We start from the raw sequence: 20309 nt of genomic DNA on the forward strand, positions 1-20309 counted from the left end.
CTGCCGCCTCGCGGTGGACGTCCCGCACGGCGGTGCACGTCCTGCTGGTGCTGGCCGCGCTGTACGCGGTCCTGCCGCTGGTCTGGCTGGTCACCTCGGCCACCAAGTCCGTCGGCGACTTCTCCACCACGGGCGCGTTCGAATTCGGGCAGTTCACCCTGGGCGCCAACCTGAGCGCGTTGTTCACGCAGGAGAACGGCGTCTTCCTCGCTTGGATCCGCAACTCGCTGCTCTACGCCGGCCTCGGCGCGGTGCTCGGTTCGCTGATCTGCGCCGCGTGCGGGTACGCGATCGCGAAGCTCGACTTCCCGGGCCGCCGGGCGCTGTTCGCGGTGACGCTGACCGGGGTCCTGGTGCCGACCACCGCGCTGGCCCTGCCGCTGTACCTGCTGGCGTCGCAGCTGGAGGTGGTCGGCACGTTCTGGGCGGTGTTCATCCCGTTGCTGACCAACCCCTTCGGCGTCTACCTCGCCCGCGTCTACGCCGAAGCCGCGGTGCCCGGCGAGGTCCTCGAAGCCGCCCGGACCGACGGCGCGGGCGAGCTGCGGACGTTCTTCACCATCGGCCTGCCGATGATGCGGCCCGGCCTGGTGACGATCTTCCTGTTCCAGTTCGTCGGGATCTGGAACAACTTCTTCCTGCCGCTGGTGATGCTCACCGACCCGAAGCTGTTCCCGATGAGCCTCGGCCTCTACCAGTGGAGCACGCGGGTGACCCAGTTCCCGCAGTACAACCCGCTCGTCATCACCGGCTCCCTGCTGGCCGTGCTGCCACTGGTCGTCGCGTTCGTGCTGCTGCACCGGCAGTGGCGGTCCGGGCTGGCGGCGGGCAGCGTCAAGTGAAGCGCCGCCCGGAGACCCTGCTGGCGATGGCGCGGGACACGATGCACCTGCAGTTCGGCCCCGCTGAACTGGCCCGGCTGCGCGCCGCGGCCCGGCTGGGCGAGCCGCTGTGCGCCGACGAGCTGGCCTCGGCGGCGGTGCGCGCGCGGCTGGCGGAGGTGGAGGTGCTGATCACGTCGTGGGGTTGTCCCCCGCTCGACGAGGAGGTCCTGCGGGCCGCGCCGCGCCTGCGGGCGGTGCTGCACGCGGCGGGCAGCGTCCGCGACCACGTGGGCGCGGCGGTGTTCGACCGCGGCCTGCTGGTCACCACGGCCGCCGACGCCAACGCGGAGCCGGTCGCCCAGTACACGCTGGGCGCGATCCTGTGGGCGTTCAAGAAGGTGCCCTTCCTGGCCGCCGACGCCCGCGAGTTCCGCGAGGACTGGGGTTACCGCGAGCGGCGCGGCGAGCTGTCCGGCCGCGACCGGACCGTGGTGCTGGTCGGCTTCTCGCGCGTCGGCCGCCGCGTCGCCGCCCTGCTGCGGCTGCTGGACCTGGCCCGCGTCGTCGTGGTCGACCCGGTGATCGACCCGGCCGAGATCCGGGCGGCCGGGGCCGAGCCCGCGGTGCTGGCGGACGCCCTGCCCCTGGCGGACGTGCTGAGCCTGCACGCGCCGTCGCTGCCGGAGACCCGGCACATGATCGGTGCCGCCGAGCTGGCCGCGTTGCCGCCCGGGGCGGTGCTGGTGAACACCGCACGCGGCGCGCTGGTGGACACCGAGGCCCTGGAGCGGGCCTGCGCCGACGGCGGCCTGCACGCGGTCCTCGACGTCACCGAGCCGGAGCCGCTGCCCGCCGGGTCGCCGCTCTACGACCTGCCCAACGTGGTGCTGACCCCGCACGTGGCGGGGTCGCTGGGTTCGGAGACGCGCCGGATGAGCGCCGAGGCGCTCGGCGAGCTGGAGCGGTACGCGGCGGGCCTGTCACCCCGGGCGCCGGTGACCCGGCACTCGCTGGCGGTGCAGGCATGACCGCCGTCGAGGACCGGCGGCTTTCGCCGTACACCGGCTGGACCCGCGAGCACTACGCCGCACTGGCGGACCGCCTGCTCGCCGCGGCGGGCCGGTACCGCTCGCCCGGCGGCGCCCGGATCGACCTGCCCGGCCCGCCCAGCCGCAACGGCCGCGTCTCGGACGGCCTAGAAGGGTTCGCCCGGACCTTCCTCCTCGCCGGCTTCCGCGTCGCCGGGGAGGGCGGCGCGGATCCCGGCGGCCTCCTGGAGCACTACGCGCGCGGGCTGGCCGCCGGCACCGATCCGGCGTCGCCCGAGGCGTGGCCGCGGCCCGGCGAACTCGGCCAGGCCAAAGTGGAAGCCGCGTCGATCGCGCTCGTGCTGCAGCTGACCCGGCCGTGGCTGTGGGACCGCTTGGACGACGCCGTCCGCGAGCGGGTCGTCGCCTGGCTCGCGACGGTGATCGGGCAGCCCTACCCGCCGATCAACTGGGTGTGGTTCCGGATCGTCGTGGAGTCGTTCCTGCGCGAGGCGGGCGGCCCGTGGTCGGCGGCGGACGTCGAGGAGGACTTGGCCGTGCACGCGTCGCTGCGGCGGCCGGGCGGCTGGCTCAGCGACGGCGACGAACGCGCCTACGACCACTACACGGGCTGGGCCCTGCACCTGTACCCGTTGCTGTGGACGCACTTGTTCGACGTCACCGGCACCCTGTGCCCCGGCTCCCTGCGGCTGCAGTGGGCGGCGGACCTGCGGGCCTACCTCGCCGACGCCGTCCGGCTGGTGGGCGCCGACGGCTCGCCGCTGCTGCAGGGCCGCAGCCTGGTCTACCGCTTCGCGGCCGCGGCGCCGTTCTGGGTGGGCGCGGTCACCGGCACCTCGTCCCTCGCCCCCGGCCTGACGCGCCGGGTCGCCGGCGGGATGGTCCGGCACTTCGACGTGCCCGACGGCCTGCTCGGCCTCGGCTGGCACCATGCCTGGCCCGCGATGCGCCAGGCGTACTCCGGCCCCGGCTCGCCCTACTGGGCCGCCAAAGGCTTGCTGGGTCTCGCCCTGCCGGCCCACCATCCCGTGTGGACGGACGTCGAGCAGCCACTGCCGATCGAGACGGGCGACGTCGCCCGCGTCGTCACCGCGCCCGGCTGGCTGGTTTCGGGACGCCGTCGCGACGGCATCGCCCTGGTGGTCAACCACGGCACGGACCACGCCCGCCCCGGCGATCCGCGGTCCGACGCACCGCTCTACGCCCGGCTCGGCTATTCGACGGCGACGGTGCCGCCGCTGGGTTCCGTGCCGGACAACACGGTGTCCGTGCTGGACACCGGCGGCCGGGCGAGCCACCGGGCGGGCTTCTCGACGTGCTACACGACCGAGCTGCCGGGCGGGATCATGGCGGCCGCATCCCGGGGCCGCGTCCGCTGGGTGGACACGACCGGCGACGACTCCCCCGACCACGGCTCCGGCCGCGGCGGCCCGGTGGTGCCGGGCCCGGTGCTGACGGTGGTGTCCGTGGTCCGCCGAGGGGTGGAGGTGCGGCTCGCCCGCCTCGAAGACGTCGGCGACCCGGTCCGGTCGCTGAGGCTGACGGGCTGGCCGGTCACGGGCGGAACGCGGCCGGAAACCGGCGCGGCTTCCGCCCGGACGGCCGATCTCCGGTCGGAACTGCGTCCGCTGCGCGGCTTCACCAGGGCGGGGGTGGTGGTCGAGTCCGGCGTTTCCCCGTTGGGCCCGTGGACGGCGGTGCCGTTCGTCGCCACGGAGGGACCACCGGAGCCGGGAGCGGTGTACGCCGCGGTGGTGGTCCTGGACCGCGGCGGCCCGGACGACCCCGACCCGTCGCTGGTGACCGCGGCCGGCAGCGTCACGCTGACCTGGCCCGACGGCGTCACCGCCCGGGTGCCTCTGCCGCCCCTTTCCTGAACTGACATGCTAGCCCGTCAACATTCCTGATCAGCAGGCCCGGATCGCCGGGCCATAGACCAGCGAAAACAGCACCAGCCAACGTCACGAGAGAGCTGGCCCGGCGAATCCGACAGCGGCTTCCAGCAATCCTGGGTTCGCACGAAGTTCCTTCAAGCCAACCGTTTCCTGAGGGATCCGTGCACCTTCGCGGATTAGGCGCGCCGCGGCCTCGCGTATGTCTTCAGAGAGCCAAGCCGTCAGTGCAGGGACGTCGACCGACCCACGATTGGATTTGTCCGGCCGGGCGGTTCCATGGTCGAGCAGCCAACGGTACAGCGGCTCGGCCGGGCGCACCGGAGGCAGCCCCAGGCGCGCCGCCGTCGCCGCTGCGCCACTGGCAGCTCGAAGGCCGGCCACGTCGAGATCGCCGAAGTAGAACAGCTCACGTGGCCGCGGTTGCAACAGCTCGACCGCGGCGATCCCCACCGGGATCTGATTTCCGATCCCCCAGCCGAGGTGCAGCGCCGGGCGGGTGACCGGGTCCAAGCTGCGGGCGACAGTGAGCAGGGAATGGAATGTCGCATTGTTCTCTGCGATCAGGAGGCGAGCCGGCCCGACGCCCGGAACGTACTGGGAGGGAAACAGCAGCGGTGGCGGGAAGCAGGCCAGCAGCTCCAGGGTGACCGCTCCCGATGTGAAAAGGCGATGCGGCTGTAAGGCACTCAATGCCTTCTCGTCGTCGAGCAGTTCCAATGAGCGCTCTTCGATCGGCACGCGTTCGGGACGCGGGTTCTCTTTCAACCAGTTCGCCAGTCGGTCAAGGAAGTCGAACTCGTCGGGCCGTTGGGCAACCGCAGCCGCCGCGGCCAGGGCTTCGGGCCAGACGCGTTCGGGGCCGACCGCCGCGGGCTTGGTCGCGCCGGGCGGCTTGCGGACCCAGTGTGGTAATGGCGGGCGGGCGCGGTTGTCCCAGCCAGCCGCGGCTTTCGGTACCACGATCAATCCGTCGTCGGTCAGCTTCCGGATCGCATCGGCGATCTTCGTGCGCCCGGCAGGGTCACCGACCAGCGAAGGGCAGCTCTTTGTAGCGGCACGCACGAGGTCGGACATCTCAAGGCGCTGCCGTGTCTGTCCGGCGAGCCAGGTGGCCAGCAAGCCGGCCAACTCAGCCGTCATCGGGACGCCTCAGGCGGTTGCTCCGCATGGGCCACTCGCACGCCGTCCACTGTTCGCGTGCCGGTATCGTCGTTCTTCTGCTCGACGATATAACGCCGGTTTCGGGTCCGGCCGGGCCGGTTGTCCAGCCGGATCACCGTGGGGAAACGGGACACGGCATCAGGGTCTTTGACACCGGTCGTGTAGACCAGCTGCACTCGGTGCGCCGCGGCCACTGCCCGCTGCAGGCCCACCAAACTACCGTGTGAAGCGCGACCGATGGGATTGTCGAGCAATAGGACTCCGCCGGACCGGTCACGGCGTCCGGCGTTGGCAGCGCGGAGTGCGGCGATGGTGCAGTACAGCGCGACGCACACGGTCAGCTTCTCGCCTCCGGACCATTTACCGAGGCGAGTGATGTCCTCGGTGGTAGAGACCACGTCGAGCGTCGGCTTCAGAACCTTCACCCGGAATCCGGCCGGACCCGCAGCTTCGTGGACGGCGTCTTTGAGCAGCGGGAGACCTTCGGCCTTCACGCTCGCCTCGATCCGCCGTTCGATGACTCGATCGACGTAGGTGCGCAGGTCGGCTTCGCTCGCCGGCGCCGCGAAGCCGATCCGCAAGACCTGTTTGCCGGACCAGCCGCCCAGCTGGGTGGTGACGCGGGAATACCGCTCGGCCTTACGCAGCGTTTCCAGGGTGCTCGACACCAGGTGGGCCAGCGAATCGACGACGATCGCCTGGTCTTTCGCGATGCCGGCCAGCTCGCCCTCGATCATCTCGGCGCGCAGCCGCAGCTGCCGGATCAATGCACCGGCCTGCTCGGCGACGATCTCCTCCGGGACGTGCGCCAGCCGATCCTTGGCAGGCGTGGCGACCGTCTGGAACCGGCTGCCGATAGTCCGGAGATCACCGACCGCCCTGGTGCGCGCACCAACTTTCTCGTTGTACCGCTCTCGCGTGTCCAGCACATTCCTCGCCACGGCCCCCCTCCGTGCGCGGGCGGCGGCTTCGTCTCCCTCGAAGGCCGGCGCGGCACGTTCACCCGCCTCCGGCAGGCCATCGGCGAGTAGAAGAAACGTGTTCGCGCGCGCCTTCAGCCGGTCCTGCTGCTCCCGGATGGCGGCGAGCTCCCTCTCTGCGGCGATCCGGCGTTCAACCGCCGTCTGCCCGACCTTTTCCTGCTCAGCCGCGAGGGAATCGGCGTGCTCAGCGTCGTCCGGTTCGACTGGCAAGGCGCGTCTCGGCGGTTCGAGACGGCGCTGCGTGATGGTCTTCAGCTCCGATCTCCGGATCTTCGACTCAGCTTCGGCCCGCCCCAGTGCTGTCTGCGCTTCGCTTCCCGTCTGGCGGGCATCCGCCAGCGCTGCGGCACGATCGGCGACTGTCTGTCCAAGTCTGGTCAACAGCAGAGAATCAGCGCGCTCGACGACGATCTTGTTTACTTCACCGAGGGCGGCGTTCACGTCGACCAGCTGGGCCTGGATCATCCGTTCGCGTTCGGCGAGGACTGAATCCGCCGCTTGCACCGCCCAGGCACGCTCGGCGTCCTCATACGTCCCGCGCAGGGAATCCAGCAGCACCGTCTCGTCGTCATCAACCTCGGGTGCCGTGTCGAGAAACCGGACCGATTCGGCCTCGGCCGTGCGCTGCTTTGCTGCCACATTCGCGCTGTTGGCTGCCGTCGCTGCGGCCAAGGCGCGCACCGAGGCCGCCTCCCGTTCGGATTCGTGGTGACTGGCCTGTTCGATGGCCCGGCGCGATTTGCGGGTGGCCTCTTCGAGCGCTTCGCGCCAGCTATCTGCCGCAGCGACCTTCGGAATAAGGGTGGCGAGCCGAGCCCGTCTCTGGGCAACCTCGGAGAGCGCGGCAGTCGTGTCCGCCTCCAACTCGGCATCTGCGCGTTCGGCGGCCTCGAGCTCATCGAGTTTCGCGCGGATCTCCGACACCGACTGGTCCAGTTCACCCAGCGCGCGATCGAGATCGGCGATCCGCCATTCCAGCCCGGCAAGGTGACCCGTCGGGCAGTCGGCGAGGAACTGCGTCAGCTCCGTCAGCAGCGTCCGATCGCGGTCTCGCTGCGTCGTCAGCGCCGTGCGTTCGCGCTCGTGTTCGGCGATACGCGCGTGGATGCGGCTGATCGCGGCCTCGGCGACAGCCGTGTCGACGAGACCGCGGTGCAGGCCGGTCCACACGGGCGTGACCGCCGGAGCGGGTGACCCTGTCGCCCGAGCCGCCCGCGACGCGTCGGCAGCGGTGTATAGACCGACGAGCGCGGTTGTCGTCGCATCGATTTCCAGTAAGGCGAGCGCGGCATCCTCCGCCTGCTCGGTGGCGACGACGACACCGAGACCGACACGCACGAGATCGGGGTCGTCCAGCAGCTCGCTCAGACGGGCTTCGGCCATCACCGACAACAGATGTGTCCAACCGGTCTCCGAGGCGATGCCCTGACCAGCGAGGATTGCCCGCACGCGCTCGGCGTCCAATGTCGTGGGCAGGCGCCCCGTACGAGCTTGGGTATCCGTGGCCCGGCGGTCTTCCATTCGCTCGGCCTCTTGGCGGACCAGCGCGACGTCAGCGCCGACGATCTCGTCGGTCAGGCGCCGCGTCAGGGTGTCGGCTTCAGCCCAGATATCGGCCGGGACGTCGTCAGTCGCTTCGGTCAGGTCGAGAATTCGCTGGTCGGCGGAGAGCACGGCGGAACGATCCTCAAGCGTGCTGCGCTCGCCGGCTACTCGTCCTCGATCGATATCGAGCTTCGCGATCTCGCCCAAGAGTTCGGTTTGCCGATCAGCTAGCCGCTGGCGGATTGCGGGACATTCTTGGCGCCTCGCCCGGACCTCCTTGAGGGTTGCGTCCAGTGCTTCGCGCCGAAGGCCCAAGGCTGCGTCGTGGGCACTCGGGTCCGTCGTAGCGTCCGGCAACGATCCGGCCAGCACCGCCGCTTCGATGTCCGCGGCGAGAGTGTCCAGCTTGGCCCGCGCGCCGGCACCTTCCTGATCGGCTTCCGACGCTTCGACGCGGTAGCGTTCGGCTTTGACTTTGTGCTCTCCGGCGCTCCGTTCGGCTTCTCCCTGATCATCGAGGGCTTGACCGGCCGCCTCCGCATGTTCGGCGGCGAGGGCCAACAGACGAGTTCTCAAACGAGCGGCGTGTTCATCGTGCGCACGGCGTTGTGGTGCGGTGCGGTTCCGTTCCTGGGCGGCTTCCCGGGCGTTAGCCTCAAGATCGGCCAAAAGCTTTCTCTTGACAGCAATTTGACCGGCGACTTCCCAGGCGGCAACGGCCTCCTTCGCCGCGTTGACGGCATTCCTGGCTGTAGTCTCCTCGCGGTCAGCCGATTCGACCCGGAACTTCGCGCCACGGAGCTGGTACAGGTAAAGCAAGTCGTAAGCGACACCTTGCTGTTGATCGGCAGCACCTCTCTTCCGATCCACCTCGCCTGCGCGTTCCTCGAGCGAGTCGTTCCTGGTGTTTGCCTCGAACCTGCTCGCCGCGAAAGCTGCTGCGAGAGCATGAGCGGCGTCTTCGGCCCGGCCGAGAGCCTCCTGCGCCGAAAGAACTTCGGCGTGGGCCAGTTCCAGGAGGCCAAGTCCGGTGACTGACTCCATGCAGAATTCCCGCTCTGCCTTTTTCGCCGGTTTCGTCTGCAGCAAGGAAGCGATGGATGAGAGGCGTTGCGCCACGTTCTCGGCGTCTTCGGGAGCGGCGGTGAGGTCGATGAGCAGGTCGATGAACTGCCGGGCAGAGGCGAATTTGAACATGTCCTCGACGCCACCCTCGACGTGGTTCATCTGCTTCTGGGTGCGGAACAGCTCCGGATCCAGGCCTCGGTTGACCAGCGCCGTCGTCCACTCGTGCTGCCGGCTGGTGATGACAAGGTCGGCGGCCTGAGGGTATGCGGCAGCGGCTTCGCGGACGGCTGCGAGAAAAGCGTTTTGCCGGAGCGGTGACCCAGACTCGTCGGAGATCGGCAGGGAACCGGGCTCCAGGACACCAGGCACCGCGTAAAAGGCGTAGAACGAGACGTTAAGCTTGTCTCTGGCCCGATCCGCGTCTGCCGGACGGCGAAGATCCGCCCACTCGTACACCGCGCCGGTGATGAGCACATGTTCTGCCGCGCCATCCAGTGTCCCGCTCACTGCGGCCGGGTGCCAGATCGCAATGGTGTGCGCCGTGTCGCCAGTGTCCACGTAATCAGTGAGGCTCCGCTTAGCGACGCGTCCGAGGAAGTCGTTGGCGTTCGGCAGGAGCAGAGCATAGAACAACGAAAGCAGGGATGATTTGCCGCCGCCGTTGCGCAGCCACACAACGCTGTCGGCCGGCGCCGGCGCCTCGTCCTCAGGCGCGGTGAAGTCGAGCGACAGATCGGTGAACCTCGCCGACCGCTCGCCGACGGAGTGCAACCGAAGTCCCGCGAGGTGGTAGGTCACTCGGCCTCCTCGTCCAGTTGCACCGGCGCCACTTCGGTCCGTGCCAGGTGCTCGCCGCGCCCAATCGCCGCGAGCACGGTGTACGCGGGCTCGCTTGCCATGTCCTTGACCTGGATGCGGAACCGCTCAGTCAATACCCAAGCTCCGCCGCTCGTTTCGGGCCGTGCCATGCCCTGCTCGGCGAGCCAGGCCAGGGTGTTGCGCACCCAGTACAGCGTGCACTTCGAAGACAGGCGCCCGGCCCCGCGGCCGCGCTCGCCGACCCGGTGCGCCGGCTTTTCGTGGTAGGCGCGCCACGCCTCGTCCAAGCCCTCGTCCGGGATCGGCTCGCCGGCCGCGTCACGCCCGCGGAGCCGATCACATGCAGCCCGTAGCCATTGTTCGAACTCGGTCTCCGGGATGCGTCGAACTCGCTCTTCGTCGAGGTCAGCCGGACTGGGGTAGGCGTAAGCCGCGATACCTACCAGGACGAGACCAGCGAGCAGGCGACCGTCGCGCGTGCCGGCATTCGGCAAGTCCGCCACGCGGAACGCGAAGGGCGATTCCGGATTGACCCCGAGCACCAGCCCGAAATCACCATCCGAAAGCACCCGGACATCGAGGCCGTGCAACACGGCATCCGTGGCGAGCCGGAAGTCCGGCTCGGTCCGGTACCGGCTGAGTATCCGGCGGTACTCCGGGCTACGGCCGGGACGCTGGTTCGGCTGCAAGGCGAACCCCAGTAAAGTCCCGAGGTCGGTGTGGTCGGCCTGAGTGAGGGTCATCGTCGCCCACCTCGTTCGGTCACGGGCGCCGGGTTGGCGTCGCGCAGTGCATCCGGCTGAGCCACCAGGATGAGGTCATCGCCGTCCCAGCCAGTCAGGTCCAAGCGCAACCCGTCGGCGTCGGCGGCAGCGCGCGAACCGAAGATCCGCGCGGCGAGATCCACCGACGCCGGCCGCTCGGCATCAGCCTCTTCGGGTGCATAGCACCACAAGGCCGCCAATGCGATAATTTCCGCCGTGGCCTGCCTGTCCGCTGTCTCGCCCGGCGCGGTGAGCGCCTCGGCGAGCAAGGCGGACAAGCGGGCTGGCAAGCCTACGTCGCTCACGACGTCCGCGGCGGCCTCGACGATTTCAGGCGCGATCGTGGGTGGGTCCGCCTCCCCGATCTCGTCGGTGTCGGTGCCCGGATCGGTCACGGCCGGCTCACGTACCGACCATAGGTCTTCGACCAGCCGATAGAGCCGCGGCAGCTTCGGTGGCCGCGGACCTGTGATGTCGGACAGCCACCGATCGGTGACGTCGAGCGCGGTCACGGCCGGCAGTCCCAGCAGCGGGTTCAGCACCTCGACGGCCAGGTCCGGGAGGTGGCCGAGGGCCGGCGGGCGGAACGCCTGCCTGTCCTGTTCGTCGAGGAACACGCTACGAGCCATGATGACCCGTGCATGCAGTGACTGGTGTCTGCGCGCGCACTCGGTGAGGAGTCGCGCGATCCGTGCCGCGGCTGCAGTCACCTGGAAGTCTTCTGCTTCCAGGGATTCGCGGACCTTGGCCAGCAACCGGTGTTCGGATTCCAGCCTTCCCGCGATATGTTCACGCGCGAGTTCCAGCCGCTCGGGCACCTGTTCGGCCCACTCGTCGAGCACCGACCGGAGATCGCGCCGCGTGTCTTTGATCAGCCGGGCAAGGTCCTCGGCGAGCGAGACCGAAAGCAGGCGAGCGCGCACGGCTGCCTTCTCGGCGGCGTCGAACGCCCCCTTCGCCAGCTGGCGCTCCAACATGAGCTCATTGGCGACCTGCTCGTCTTCCACGTCGAACTCGAGACCGCCGACCAGCGCGTTGATCGCATCCCGGGTCGCGTTGACCACCACCTCCCCTAGAACCGGGTCCTCTCGTTCCACAAGCAGCCGGAACTGCACTTGGCGCTGCCGATGCCCGCCCCGATCGGTGTGGTCGCTGATCCGGTAGGTGAATGGTGCTTCCTGCGCCGGCCGGTTCAGCAATCCACCCACCGTGAACTCGGCTACCCGCCGATGTTCTGTACCGGACCGGTTGGGCGCGGCGCGTCGAGCAATGGCTGTCAAGCCGCCGACCAGGTCGTCGTAGGTCGCTTCTTCGTCGAATCCCTGTCGCGCGATGACCAGGTCGATCGCGGCCAGCGCTAAAGTCGTCACGTCGTAAACGTCAGCCGGCCAGTCCTGCCGGCCTGCCGCCACGACCGCTTCGACAATCGGCCGTGAGCGAAGCAGCGCGGCCACCCGCGCGGGAAACGTCGGGTCCGCCGGCGGCAGGTCCGTGAGTTCCTCCATCCGCTGCTCCCCCGCATGAGACGACTTGGCGGACTTTCACACGCTCGGGATCAAGCCTGCCCCACGTACACGGCTTTGTCGGAAGAGAAGTCGGGCTGGAGGGCGATCTGCAGTTCACCCTTCTCCTTGCCGACAGCGTAGGCCTGTTCATAGGTGTAGGTCTTGTCCGGCAGCACTGTGGCCGCATCGAGACCGCCACCCCCGCAGGCACCTTCACTGTCGAAAACAGGTTCCGCCTTGGCACCGGAGAACTGCACATCGTTTCCGAATGCGAGGCCGGCGGCCTCGTAGGGCTTGCCCGTGCCGTTGACGATCGTGAACTTCACCTTGACGGCCCGCTCGACGTTCTGTGGAGATGCCCACGAGGAGGGTTGGCAGGCCACGGGCGGCGCGACCTCGATGGCGAGTCCCGATTTCCAGGTGTACCGCTGCCCCCAGGTCGGTGTCGGCGTTTGCTCGCCCGCCGACGCACTGGATTCACCCGCCGACGCCGGACTTACGGTTCCTGTGTTCACCTTCGGCATGCCGCAACCGGCGAGAACGACGCCGGATGCGGCGACGATCGCAACGGCGGTTCTCATTCGCACGAATTCCCCCTCTGGATCATGATGCCTGTGCGATGTCGTCGGGCGCAGCTTTGCTGTTACACCGGGCCTCCTACCGTGACCCCATCGTGCAGATCATTCACCGAATCGGGTCAAGCCCTCCTGGCCGACCCGAGCGGCTTCCTCGTCCAGCTGCGGCGGGACCCGGGCTGGTTCACCCTGCACGCCGATAACGCCGCCACCCGGTCTCGGCGACACGCCGAACCCACGCGGGAGAAGAGCCAGGTGGCGGCGGACCGGACGTACAAGGACACGCTGTCGCTGCACCCGCTGCGCTTCACCGAGGCACTGACCGGCCGACCTCGCCCGGCTCCCCGGCGGCGACGGTGTGCCGGCGGCGGGACGGCACCAGCAGCGTCGGGTGCTCGACGCTCCAGGCCGCGGACCGGCAGATCAGTTCCTTGATCCGGGCGGCCGTCTTCCCGGTCGCCGCGGAGGGCTTGGCCACATCGTCCGGGGTCACCCGCTGGATGACGGCGTCGCGGCGGCCGAGGCTCACGCACTGGACCGCGTAGCCGATCTTGTTCTCCGGCACCGGGCGCCCGGTCAGGCGGGCGGCGATGGCGTCGGCCGCCAGCTGGGCCGTCGGGATCCCCGAAGCGCAGGACATCCGCAGCGGTGTGCCGTGGCCACCCCGGGCGTACGCGGCGTCGCCGACCGCGTAGACGTCCGGGTGGGAGACCGACCGCATCGTGTCGTCGACGACGATCTGGCCCGTCTCGGAGACCGTCAGGGTGGTGGCCGCGGCGATCGGGTGGACGGCGAACCCGGCCGTCCAGACGGTCACCTGGGCCGGGATCGTGCGGCCGTCGGCGGTGGTCGCGGTGGCCGGCTCGACCCTCGTCACGGCCGTGTTCTCGTGCACGGTGATGCCGAGCCGGTCGAACGCCCGCCGCAGGTGGTCACGGCCCTTCTCGCTCAGCCAGTCGCCGAGGCCGCCGCGGGCGGCGAGGGCGATCTCGAGGTCCGGCCGGGCCTCCGCGATCTCCGTGGCGGCTTCGATGCCGGTGAGGCCGCCACCCACGACCAGCACGGTCCCGCCCGCGGCGAGGTCGGCCAGCCGGGCGCGCAGCCGCAGCGCGGACTCCTTGCCCGCGAGGCTGTGAGCGTGCTCGGGAACGGCCGCGGCGGTGCTGCCGAGGGCGTAGACGAGCGTGTCGTAGCCGAGTTCCTCGCCATCGGCGAGGGCGACGGTCCGGCGTTCGGCGTCGACCGCGGCGACCCGCGCGATCCGCAGCTGGACGCCGGTGCCCGCGAAGACGCCGGCCAGCGGGCGCGGCTTCAGGTCCTGCCCGGTCGCCAGCTGGTGCATGCGGACGCGCTCGACGAACTCGGCGTCGGCGTTGACCAGGGTGATCTCGGTGTCGGCGGGGTGCAACCGCTTGGCCAGGCGCCCGGCAGCGTTGGCTCCGGCGTATCCGGCCCCGAGGACGACGATGCGGTGCTTCATGGTTTTGCTCCTGTCCGGTCGGTGTGTGCTCCCTGAACCGGACAGCGGCGCGAAACCTGACAGGAGTTCGACGTGACCTGGGTCACCAGGTGCCGGCGAGCGGTTCCCCGTGCTCGGCGGTCGCCCACTCGCGCGTCGCGCGGGCGAGCTTGGCCGGGTTGGCCTGCGCGTGGACGGCCGCGATGCCGTCGGCCGTCACGTCCAGCGCGAAGATCCCGACGACCCGCTCCTCGACCACCATGACCAGGGCGGGCACGCCGTTGGCGACGGCGGCGTACAGGTCGGGACGGCCGCCGACCATCTCCCACTTCGCCTCGCTCGGCGTGAACAGCGTGCGCAGGAACCGCGCCACCCGCAGGGCACCGGTGATCGGCCGCGGCACCGAGAAGACCGCGCCACCGCCGTCGCCGACGCTGACCGCGTCGTCGGCCAGCAGCTTGACCAGCGCGTCGGTCCGGCCGCTGAGCGCCGCGGCGAGGAACTCCTCGACGATCCTGCGGGCGGCGGCCGCGTCGACCTCGACCCGCCGCCGGTCCGCGGCCAGGTGCTGCTTGGCCCGCCGGTGGATCTGCTGGCAGTTCGCCTCGGTGAGGTCGAGCACCTCGGCGATCTCGCCGTGCGAGTACCCGAAGGCCTCGCGCAGCACGTAGACGACGCGTTCCCGGGCGGTCAGCCGCTCCATCAGGGTGAGCATCGCGATCGAGACGGACTCCCGCTGCTCGACCGTGTCGGACGGGCCGAGCATCCGGTCGCCGGCGAAGACGGGCTCGGGGAGCCACTGGCCGACGTAGGTCTCCCGCCGGGCCCGCGCCGAGGTCAGCCGGTTGAGGCAGAGGTGGGTGAGCACCTTGGTCAGCCACGCTTCGGGTGTCTCGACGCGCGCCCGGTCGGCGGACTGCCAGCGCAGGAAGGTGTCCTGGACGGCGTCCTCGGCGTCGCCCGCCGACCCCAGCAGGCGGTAGGCGATGGCTTCCAGCCTCGGCCTGGCGTTCTCGAACACCTCGACCTCGTGCGTCCCCAGTGGCATGGCGCCAGTCAACCACCGGCGCGTGCGAAGATCGCGGGGTGCCGCCGACTTCTTCCCGCCCGCGCTCGTTCTGGGACGACGCCGTGGTGTACCAGCTCTACGTCCGTTCGTTCGCCGACAGCGACGGTGACGGCGTCGGTGACCTCGGCGGGGTGATCCGGCGGCTCGGGCACATCGCCGGGCTCGGCGCCGACGCGATCTGGCTCAACCCGTGCTACCCGTCACCGCAGGCCGACCACGGCTACGACATCGCCGACTACCACGGCGTCAACCCCGACTACGGCAGCCTCGAGACGTTCGACCGCCTGGTCGCCGAGGCGCACGCGCGCGGCCTGCGGATCCTGATGGACCTGGTGCCGAACCACTGCTCGGACCAGCACCCGTGGTTCACCGCGGCGCTGGCCGCCGGCCCCGGCTCGCCCGAGCGCGCGCGGTTCGTCTTCCGCGACGGCCGGGGCGACGAGCCGCCCAACAACTGGCAGTCGGTCTTCGGCGGGCCGGCGTGGACCAGGGTCACCGAACCCGACGGCACGCCGGGCCAGTGGTACCTGCACCTGTTCACCCGCGAGCAGCCGGACTTCGACTGGCGCAACCCGGAGGTCCTGGCGTACTTCGACGACGTACTGCGGTTCTGGTTCGACCGCGGCGTCGACGGCTTCCGCATCGACGTCTGCCACGGCCTGATCAAGGACGCGGCCCTGCGCGACTGGGACCCGGCGGGCGGCAGCTACAACGCCTACAGCTGGAACCGACCGGAGGTGCACGAGATCTTCCGCCGCTGGCACGCGCTGGCCGCGGGCTACGGCCCGGACCGCGACCTGCTGCTGGTCGGCGAGGTCTGGGTCCCCGACCCGGCCGACCTGGACGCCTACCTGCGCCCGGACGAGCTGCACCAGGCGTTCTCGTTCGACCTGCTGGTCCAGCCGTGGGAGGCGGCCGCCCTGCGCGGCGCGATCGAGCGCGCCACGGCCCGCACGCAGGTCCACGGCGCCCCGGCGGCGTGGACGCTGGCCAACCACGACGTCCACCGGGCCGTGACGCGCTACGGCATCGTCCGCCCCGAGCCGGCCCCGGAGAGCAACGACGCCTTCGCGGCGCTGATGCGCCCGCGCGGCGAAGTCGACGCGGAGCTCGGAGGCCGCCGGGCCGGCGCGGCGCTGCTCCTGCTGCTGGCCTTGCCGGGCTCGGTGTTCCTCTACCAGGGCGAGGAACTCGGCCTGCCGGAGGTCCAGGACCTCCCGGACGAAGCCCGCCAGGACCCGGTGTTCCACCGGACGGGCGGCCTGGAGAAGGGCCGCGACGGCTGCCGCGTCCCCCTGCCGTGGACGGCGGACGCACCGGCGTTCGGGTTCGGCACGGGGAAGCCGTGGCTGCCGCAGCCGGAGTGGTTCGCCGGGTACGCGGTCGACGTCGAGGAGCGGGACGCGTCCTCGATGCTGCACCTCTACCGCCGGGCGGTCCGGGCGCGGAAGGAACTGCGCCTCGGCCGGCCGGGCCCGGTGGAGTGGCTGACGACGGGCGCGGACACGGTGCTCGCGTTCCGGCGCGGGGACCTGGTGTGCGTGCTCAACACGGGCTCCACTCGGTTCGCCGCGCCCGGCTCGTGGGGTGAGGTCGTGCTCGCCAGCGACGGATCCGATGTGGTGGCGGCTGATTCGGCCGCGTGGTTCAGGACCACGGGCTCCTGAACGGGTGATTCACGCCGGCGCAGCCGGTTCGACGCCGAGGGCCGCGACCAGGTCGGCCACCCGGTGGTGTGCCTCCAACGGGTGACGCAGCCGGCCTTCCGGGTGGATCTTGTAGTGGTTGCGCCGCCCGATGCGCTCGCGCTCCAGGTAGCCCTCGGCGATCAGGTCGGCGAGGATCAGCTGCACGCCGCGCTCGGTGATCCCGACTCGCTCGGCGATGTCGTGCAGCGTGCGGTCGGGATCCGCGGCCACGCAGAGCAGGACGTGCGCGTGGTTGCTGAGGAACGTCCACGAAGCCATACCGGCCACAGTAGACGTCCGAACTTGACAGACGAAGTGCAGTTCGTCATTCTGGCGGCACGGAGGGGAGTACCCGCCCGGTTCGGCATCGTCAGTCCGGCTGCCCGTGAGCAGCCCGGTGTCGACGTCACCTGAGGGTGACCGGGGAGACCTCCGGTTCGTCACCGAACCGGAGGAGTGTGTCGTGACCGTTCCGTTCTGGGCCTGGGCCGCCGTGCTCGGCGTCATCCTGGCCATGCTCGCCGTCGACCTGGCGGCCCACCGCAAGGCCCCCGTCGTCGGCGTCCGCTCGGCGCTGGCGTGGTCCGGCGCGTGGGTGGTGCTGGGGCTCGCCTTCGGCGCCGTGGTCTGGTGGGTCTGGGGCGCGGAGTTCGCGGGCCAGTACTTCGCCGGCTACGTCATCGAAAAGTCCCTGGCCGTCGACAACGTCTTCGTGTTCGCGATCATCTTCGGCTACTTCGCCGTGCCCCGCGAGTACCAGCACCGCATCCTGTTCTACGGCGTGATCGGGGCCCTGGTGTTCCGGGCGGTGTTCATCGCGGCGGGGTCGGCGCTGATCGCGAGCTTCGCCTGGATCCTGTACGTGTTCGGCGCTTTCCTGGTCATCACCGGCGTGCGGATGGCGCTGCACCGCAGCGAAACCGTCGACTACGACCGCAACCCCGTGCTGCGGGTGTTCCGCCGGATCATTCCGACCACCGACGGCGACCACGGGGGCAAGTTCCTCGTCCGGCAGGCCGGCCGCTGGGTGGCCACGCCGCTGCTGGCGGTCCTGGTCCTGATCGAGGTGACCGACGTCGTCTTCGCCGTCGACTCGATCCCGGCGATCTTCGCGGTCACGCAGGAACCGTTCCTGGTGTTCACCTCGAACGCCTTCGCGGTGCTGGGCCTGCGGGCGATGTACTTCCTGCTCGCCGACGTGATGCACCGGTTCGTGTACCTGAAGCTCGGCCTGGCGCTGGTGCTGGTGTGGGTCGGCGTGAAGATGCTGCTGCTGGAGATCTGGAAGATCCCGACGGCGCTTTCGCTGGGCGTGGTCGCCGCGATCCTCGCGACGGCGGTCACCGCCAGCCTCCTCAAAACCTCGGCTGTCTCCCGGAAGGAGTAGAAGATGCGCTTGATGATCCTCGCCGGAGGGCTCGTGCTGGCCCTGACGGGTTGCGGCGTGGCCGCGGAAACGGCGGGCCAGGTGAGCAACGCGGCTTCGACGGCGGCGGTCTGCGCGGACGCGGTCCGCATCGCCACGGCCGACCAGAACGTGACCAACCCCGAGGCGGCAGCGGAACGAGCCCACGCGGCGGCGGACGAGCTGACGGGCCTGGCACAGAAGGCGGCGAACACCACGGCGGCCGAGGCGATCAACGGCCTGGCGACGACCCTGCGCGAGACGACGGTGGACGAGCTGGTGAAGACGCCGGCGGAGTGGGCCAGTAAGAAGGCGGACCAGGTGACGGCGCTGACGAAGGCCTGCGCCGGGTGACGTGGGTCGGGCATGCACCGCGGTTCGGCCGAGCGGGTGAGGCGTCGGCAGGTCGGCTCGCCCCGCGGCCGGCGCCTCCGCCAAGGTTGCGCCGGCCGCCCGGCTCGCCTCCACACACCCGCTCACCCGGCGCAAACCGGCCAACCCGCCACGGCCTACCAAACCCGACGAGCCGCACCGCCCAAGCCGGGGCCTTCGGCCGACCGGCGCGCATCGCCCGCCGCCCCAGCCGAGCCGCCCAGCCCGCCGCGGCCCGTCGTCCCCGGCGAGCCGCACCGCCCGATGGCCGCCCGAGCGGGCGCCGCCCGCCGAGCCGCCCAGCTCGCCTTCGCGCACGACCCGCCAACCAGCGCAAACTGGTCAACCTGCCGCAGCCCACCGCCCCCGGCGAGCCGCATCGCCCCATGCTGCGCCGCGCGCCCGGGGCGGCCAACTCGCCGCAGCCCGAGCCTGCACCGCCCGAGCCGGCGCCGCCCAACCCACCGCCTCCGGCCGACCGGCGCGCATCGCCCACCCCAGCCGAGCCGTCCCCGCCCGCCGCCGTGACCCACCCCCAGGAGCCCCGATGACCACCTCCCCCGCCTCCCCCGCCGCTTCCGGGGAGCTCACCGGGGTGGCCGGCTGGGCCGTCGGGCTCATGGAGTCGCTCGGGGTCCCGGTGCCGCCATCGTCGTCGGGCTCGACAACCTCTTCCCGCCCCTGCCCAGCGAGCTCGTCCTGCCCCTCGCCGGGTTCGCCGCCGGACGGGGGGCCTTCAGCCTCGGTGGTGCCCTCTTCTGGACCACCCTCGGTTCCGTGGCCGGGGCCGTCGTCGTCTACCTGCTCGGGCTGCGGCTCGGGCACGACCGCACGCGCCGGCTCGTGGCGCGGGTTCCGCTCGTCGGGACCGCCGATTTCGACCGGACCGCCGCGTGGTTCGCGCGGCACGGCGGCAAAGCCGTCTTCTTCGGGCGGATGATCCCCGTCTTCCGCAGCCTCGTCTCGCTGCCCGCCGGCGTCGAACGGATGCCGTTCGGGCGGTTCCTGCTCTACACCACCGCCGGCAGCCTCGTCTGGAACACCGGGTTCGTCCTCGCGGGCTGGCTGCTCGGCGAACACTGGCCGCTCGTCGAGCGGTACGCGTCGTACCTCCAATACGTCGTGCTGACCGCGATCGCCGTCGCCATCGGGGTTTTCGTGGTCAGGCGGCGCAAGCGCGGCTAGAGCCGGTCGGGCAGCCCGGCCGCCGTCACCAGCTGTGCGCCGTGGAACTTGACCGCGCGGGAGAAGCGGCCGCCGGTCACCGTGAACACCCACAGCCCGTCGGCGCGCCGGACGCCGGCGGCGTCCCGGCGATAGCTGCCCGCCGCGGGCTGGCCGTTCGCCCGGGTGGGCACCAACCGGGCCGCACCGCCCGGCGCGGCGAACGCGCGGTCCAGGAACGGCAGGCACACGGCCAGCCCCTGGAACCACACCGGGTGCGGCACGGCTTCGAGGCTGAAGTCGTCCCGGATGACCGCCCGCAGCGCCGTGGTGTCCTCGGCCTCGAAGGCCGCGATGTAGCGGTCGAGCAGCGCGCGCTCGGCTTCCGGGCCGAGCTCCGGCGGCCCGTCCAGGTCCAGTTCGTCGAGCCGGACGCGGGCCCGCTGCAGGAGGCTCTTCACCGCCGGCACGCTGACGCCGAGCGCGTCCGCGATCTCGGCGGCCGACCACGAAAGGACTTCGCGCAGCAGGAACGCGGCACGCTGCCGCGCCGGCAGGTGCTGCAGCGCGGCCACCAGCGCGAGCCGGACGGACTCGCGCCGCACGACGACCTCGCCGGGGTCGCCGAGCACGGCGTCGGGCAGCGGCTCGAGCCACGCCACGGTGTCGTCGGCGAAGACGCGCGTCTCCGGGTCGTCCGACGGCGCCCCGAGCCCGGCGGGCAGCATGCGACGGCCGCGGTGGTTCAGCTCGGTGAGGCAGGTGTTGGTGGCGATCCGGTAGAGCCACGTCTTGAGGGAGGACCGGCCTTCGAAGCCGTCGACGCCCTTGGCGGCCTTGAGGTAGGTCTCCTGGACGGCGTCCTCGGCGTCCTGGTAGGACCCGGTCATCCGGTAGCAGTGTGCGACCAGCGCCGGGCGCAGCGAGCCGAACTCGTCCCGCAGCCGCTCCTCGGAAGACACCA

At 70.8% G+C, this 20309-nt stretch carries 15 protein-coding genes and 1 pseudogene; 7 read left to right on the top strand and 9 right to left on the bottom strand.

Annotated elements, in window-relative coordinates; genetic code table 11:
* The first annotated feature begins 32 nt into the window (after positions 1 to 32).
* The 3 genes from HUT10_RS06180 to HUT10_RS06190 are packed head-to-tail and all read left to right on the top strand — an operon-like array spanning position 33 to position 3750.
* Positions 33 to 842 carry a carbohydrate ABC transporter permease gene (locus tag HUT10_RS06180; RefSeq protein WP_176177697.1) on the top strand — a complete coding sequence of 270 codons (810 nt, stop codon included), beginning with the start codon at positions 33 to 35 and terminating at the stop codon, positions 840 to 842.
* Entirely contained in the window at positions 839 to 1852 is a 1014-nt protein-coding gene (locus tag HUT10_RS06185) for a hydroxyacid dehydrogenase (protein ID WP_176170279.1), read from the top strand. The genes HUT10_RS06180 and HUT10_RS06185 overlap by 4 nt, the downstream gene beginning before the upstream one ends.
* Positions 1849 to 3750, top strand: coding sequence for a DUF2264 domain-containing protein (locus tag HUT10_RS06190; RefSeq protein WP_176170280.1), 1902 nt, complete (start codon positions 1849 to 1851; stop codon positions 3748 to 3750). Before HUT10_RS06185 ends, HUT10_RS06190 begins: the two co-directional genes overlap by 4 nt.
* Positions 3751 to 3834: 84 nt before the next feature.
* Here HUT10_RS06190 and HUT10_RS06195 read toward each other — a convergent pair whose 3' ends face one another.
* From HUT10_RS06195 to HUT10_RS06225, 7 genes are all read right to left on the bottom strand, one after another.
* Positions 3835 to 4908 (bottom strand): hypothetical protein, encoded by a 1074-nt coding sequence (locus HUT10_RS06195; protein ID WP_176170281.1) that lies wholly within the window; start codon positions 4906 to 4908, stop codon positions 3835 to 3837.
* Complete coding sequence (locus HUT10_RS06200) at positions 4905 to 9323, bottom strand: hypothetical protein (protein ID WP_176170282.1); 4419 nt, start codon at positions 9321 to 9323, stop codon at positions 4905 to 4907. Before HUT10_RS06200 ends, HUT10_RS06195 begins: the two co-directional genes overlap by 4 nt.
* A complete protein-coding gene (locus tag HUT10_RS06205) occupies positions 9320 to 10087 on the bottom strand; it encodes a hypothetical protein (RefSeq protein WP_176170283.1) in 768 nt (255 codons plus the stop codon). The genes HUT10_RS06200 and HUT10_RS06205 overlap by 4 nt, the downstream gene beginning before the upstream one ends.
* On the bottom strand, positions 10084 to 11613 hold the full coding sequence (locus tag HUT10_RS06210; protein WP_176170284.1) for a hypothetical protein: 1530 nt from the start codon (positions 11611 to 11613) through the stop codon (positions 10084 to 10086). The genes HUT10_RS06205 and HUT10_RS06210 overlap by 4 nt, the downstream gene beginning before the upstream one ends.
* 50 nt (positions 11614 to 11663) lie before the next feature.
* Complete coding sequence (locus tag HUT10_RS06215; RefSeq protein WP_176170285.1) at positions 11664 to 12200, bottom strand: hypothetical protein; 537 nt, start codon at positions 12198 to 12200, stop codon at positions 11664 to 11666.
* A 295-nt stretch (positions 12201 to 12495) separates the two neighbouring features.
* Positions 12496 to 13668, bottom strand: coding sequence for an NAD(P)/FAD-dependent oxidoreductase (locus tag HUT10_RS06220; RefSeq protein WP_176170286.1), 1173 nt, complete (start codon positions 13666 to 13668; stop codon positions 12496 to 12498).
* 82 nt (positions 13669 to 13750) lie between these two features.
* On the bottom strand, positions 13751 to 14695 hold the full coding sequence (locus HUT10_RS06225) for an RNA polymerase sigma-70 factor (RefSeq protein ID WP_176170287.1): 945 nt from the start codon (positions 14693 to 14695) through the stop codon (positions 13751 to 13753).
* Positions 14696 to 14733: 38 nt separating this feature from the next.
* Between HUT10_RS06225 and HUT10_RS06230 the strand changes: the two genes are divergently transcribed.
* Complete coding sequence (locus HUT10_RS06230; protein WP_176170288.1) at positions 14734 to 16383, top strand: glycoside hydrolase family 13 protein; 1650 nt, start codon at positions 14734 to 14736, stop codon at positions 16381 to 16383.
* A 9-nt stretch (positions 16384 to 16392) separates the two neighbouring features.
* On the opposite strand, the gene HUT10_RS06235 is transcribed toward HUT10_RS06230, so the two are convergent.
* A complete protein-coding gene (locus HUT10_RS06235; protein WP_176170289.1) occupies positions 16393 to 16683 on the bottom strand; it encodes a winged helix-turn-helix domain-containing protein in 291 nt (96 codons plus the stop codon).
* 184 nt (positions 16684 to 16867) lie between these two features.
* On the opposite strand from HUT10_RS06235, the gene HUT10_RS06240 reads away from it, so the two are divergent.
* From HUT10_RS06240 to HUT10_RS06250, 3 genes and pseudogenes are all read left to right on the top strand, one after another.
* Positions 16868 to 17791 (top strand): TerC family protein, encoded by a 924-nt coding sequence (locus HUT10_RS06240; RefSeq protein WP_176170290.1) that lies wholly within the window; start codon positions 16868 to 16870, stop codon positions 17789 to 17791.
* A 3-nt stretch (positions 17792 to 17794) separates the two neighbouring features.
* Positions 17795 to 18163, top strand: coding sequence for a bacteriophage spanin2 family protein (locus tag HUT10_RS06245; protein WP_176170291.1), 369 nt, complete (start codon positions 17795 to 17797; stop codon positions 18161 to 18163).
* Positions 18164 to 18728: 565 nt separating this feature from the next.
* A pseudogene (locus HUT10_RS06250) lies at positions 18729 to 19366 on the top strand (DedA family protein).
* Here the strand turns inward: HUT10_RS06250 and HUT10_RS06255 are convergent.
* Positions 19363 to 20307: an RNA polymerase subunit sigma-70 gene (locus tag HUT10_RS06255; RefSeq protein WP_303246942.1), complete on the bottom strand. Its 945-nt coding sequence runs from the start codon at positions 20305 to 20307 to the stop codon at positions 19363 to 19365. The pseudogene HUT10_RS06250 and the gene HUT10_RS06255 sit on opposite strands and share 4 nt — an antisense overlap.
* Positions 20308 to 20309 lie beyond the last annotated feature (2 nt).

Origin of the sequence: Amycolatopsis sp. Hca4 (genome assembly GCF_013364075.1) — a bacterium.
Lineage (GTDB): Bacteria > Actinomycetota > Actinomycetes > Mycobacteriales > Pseudonocardiaceae > Amycolatopsis.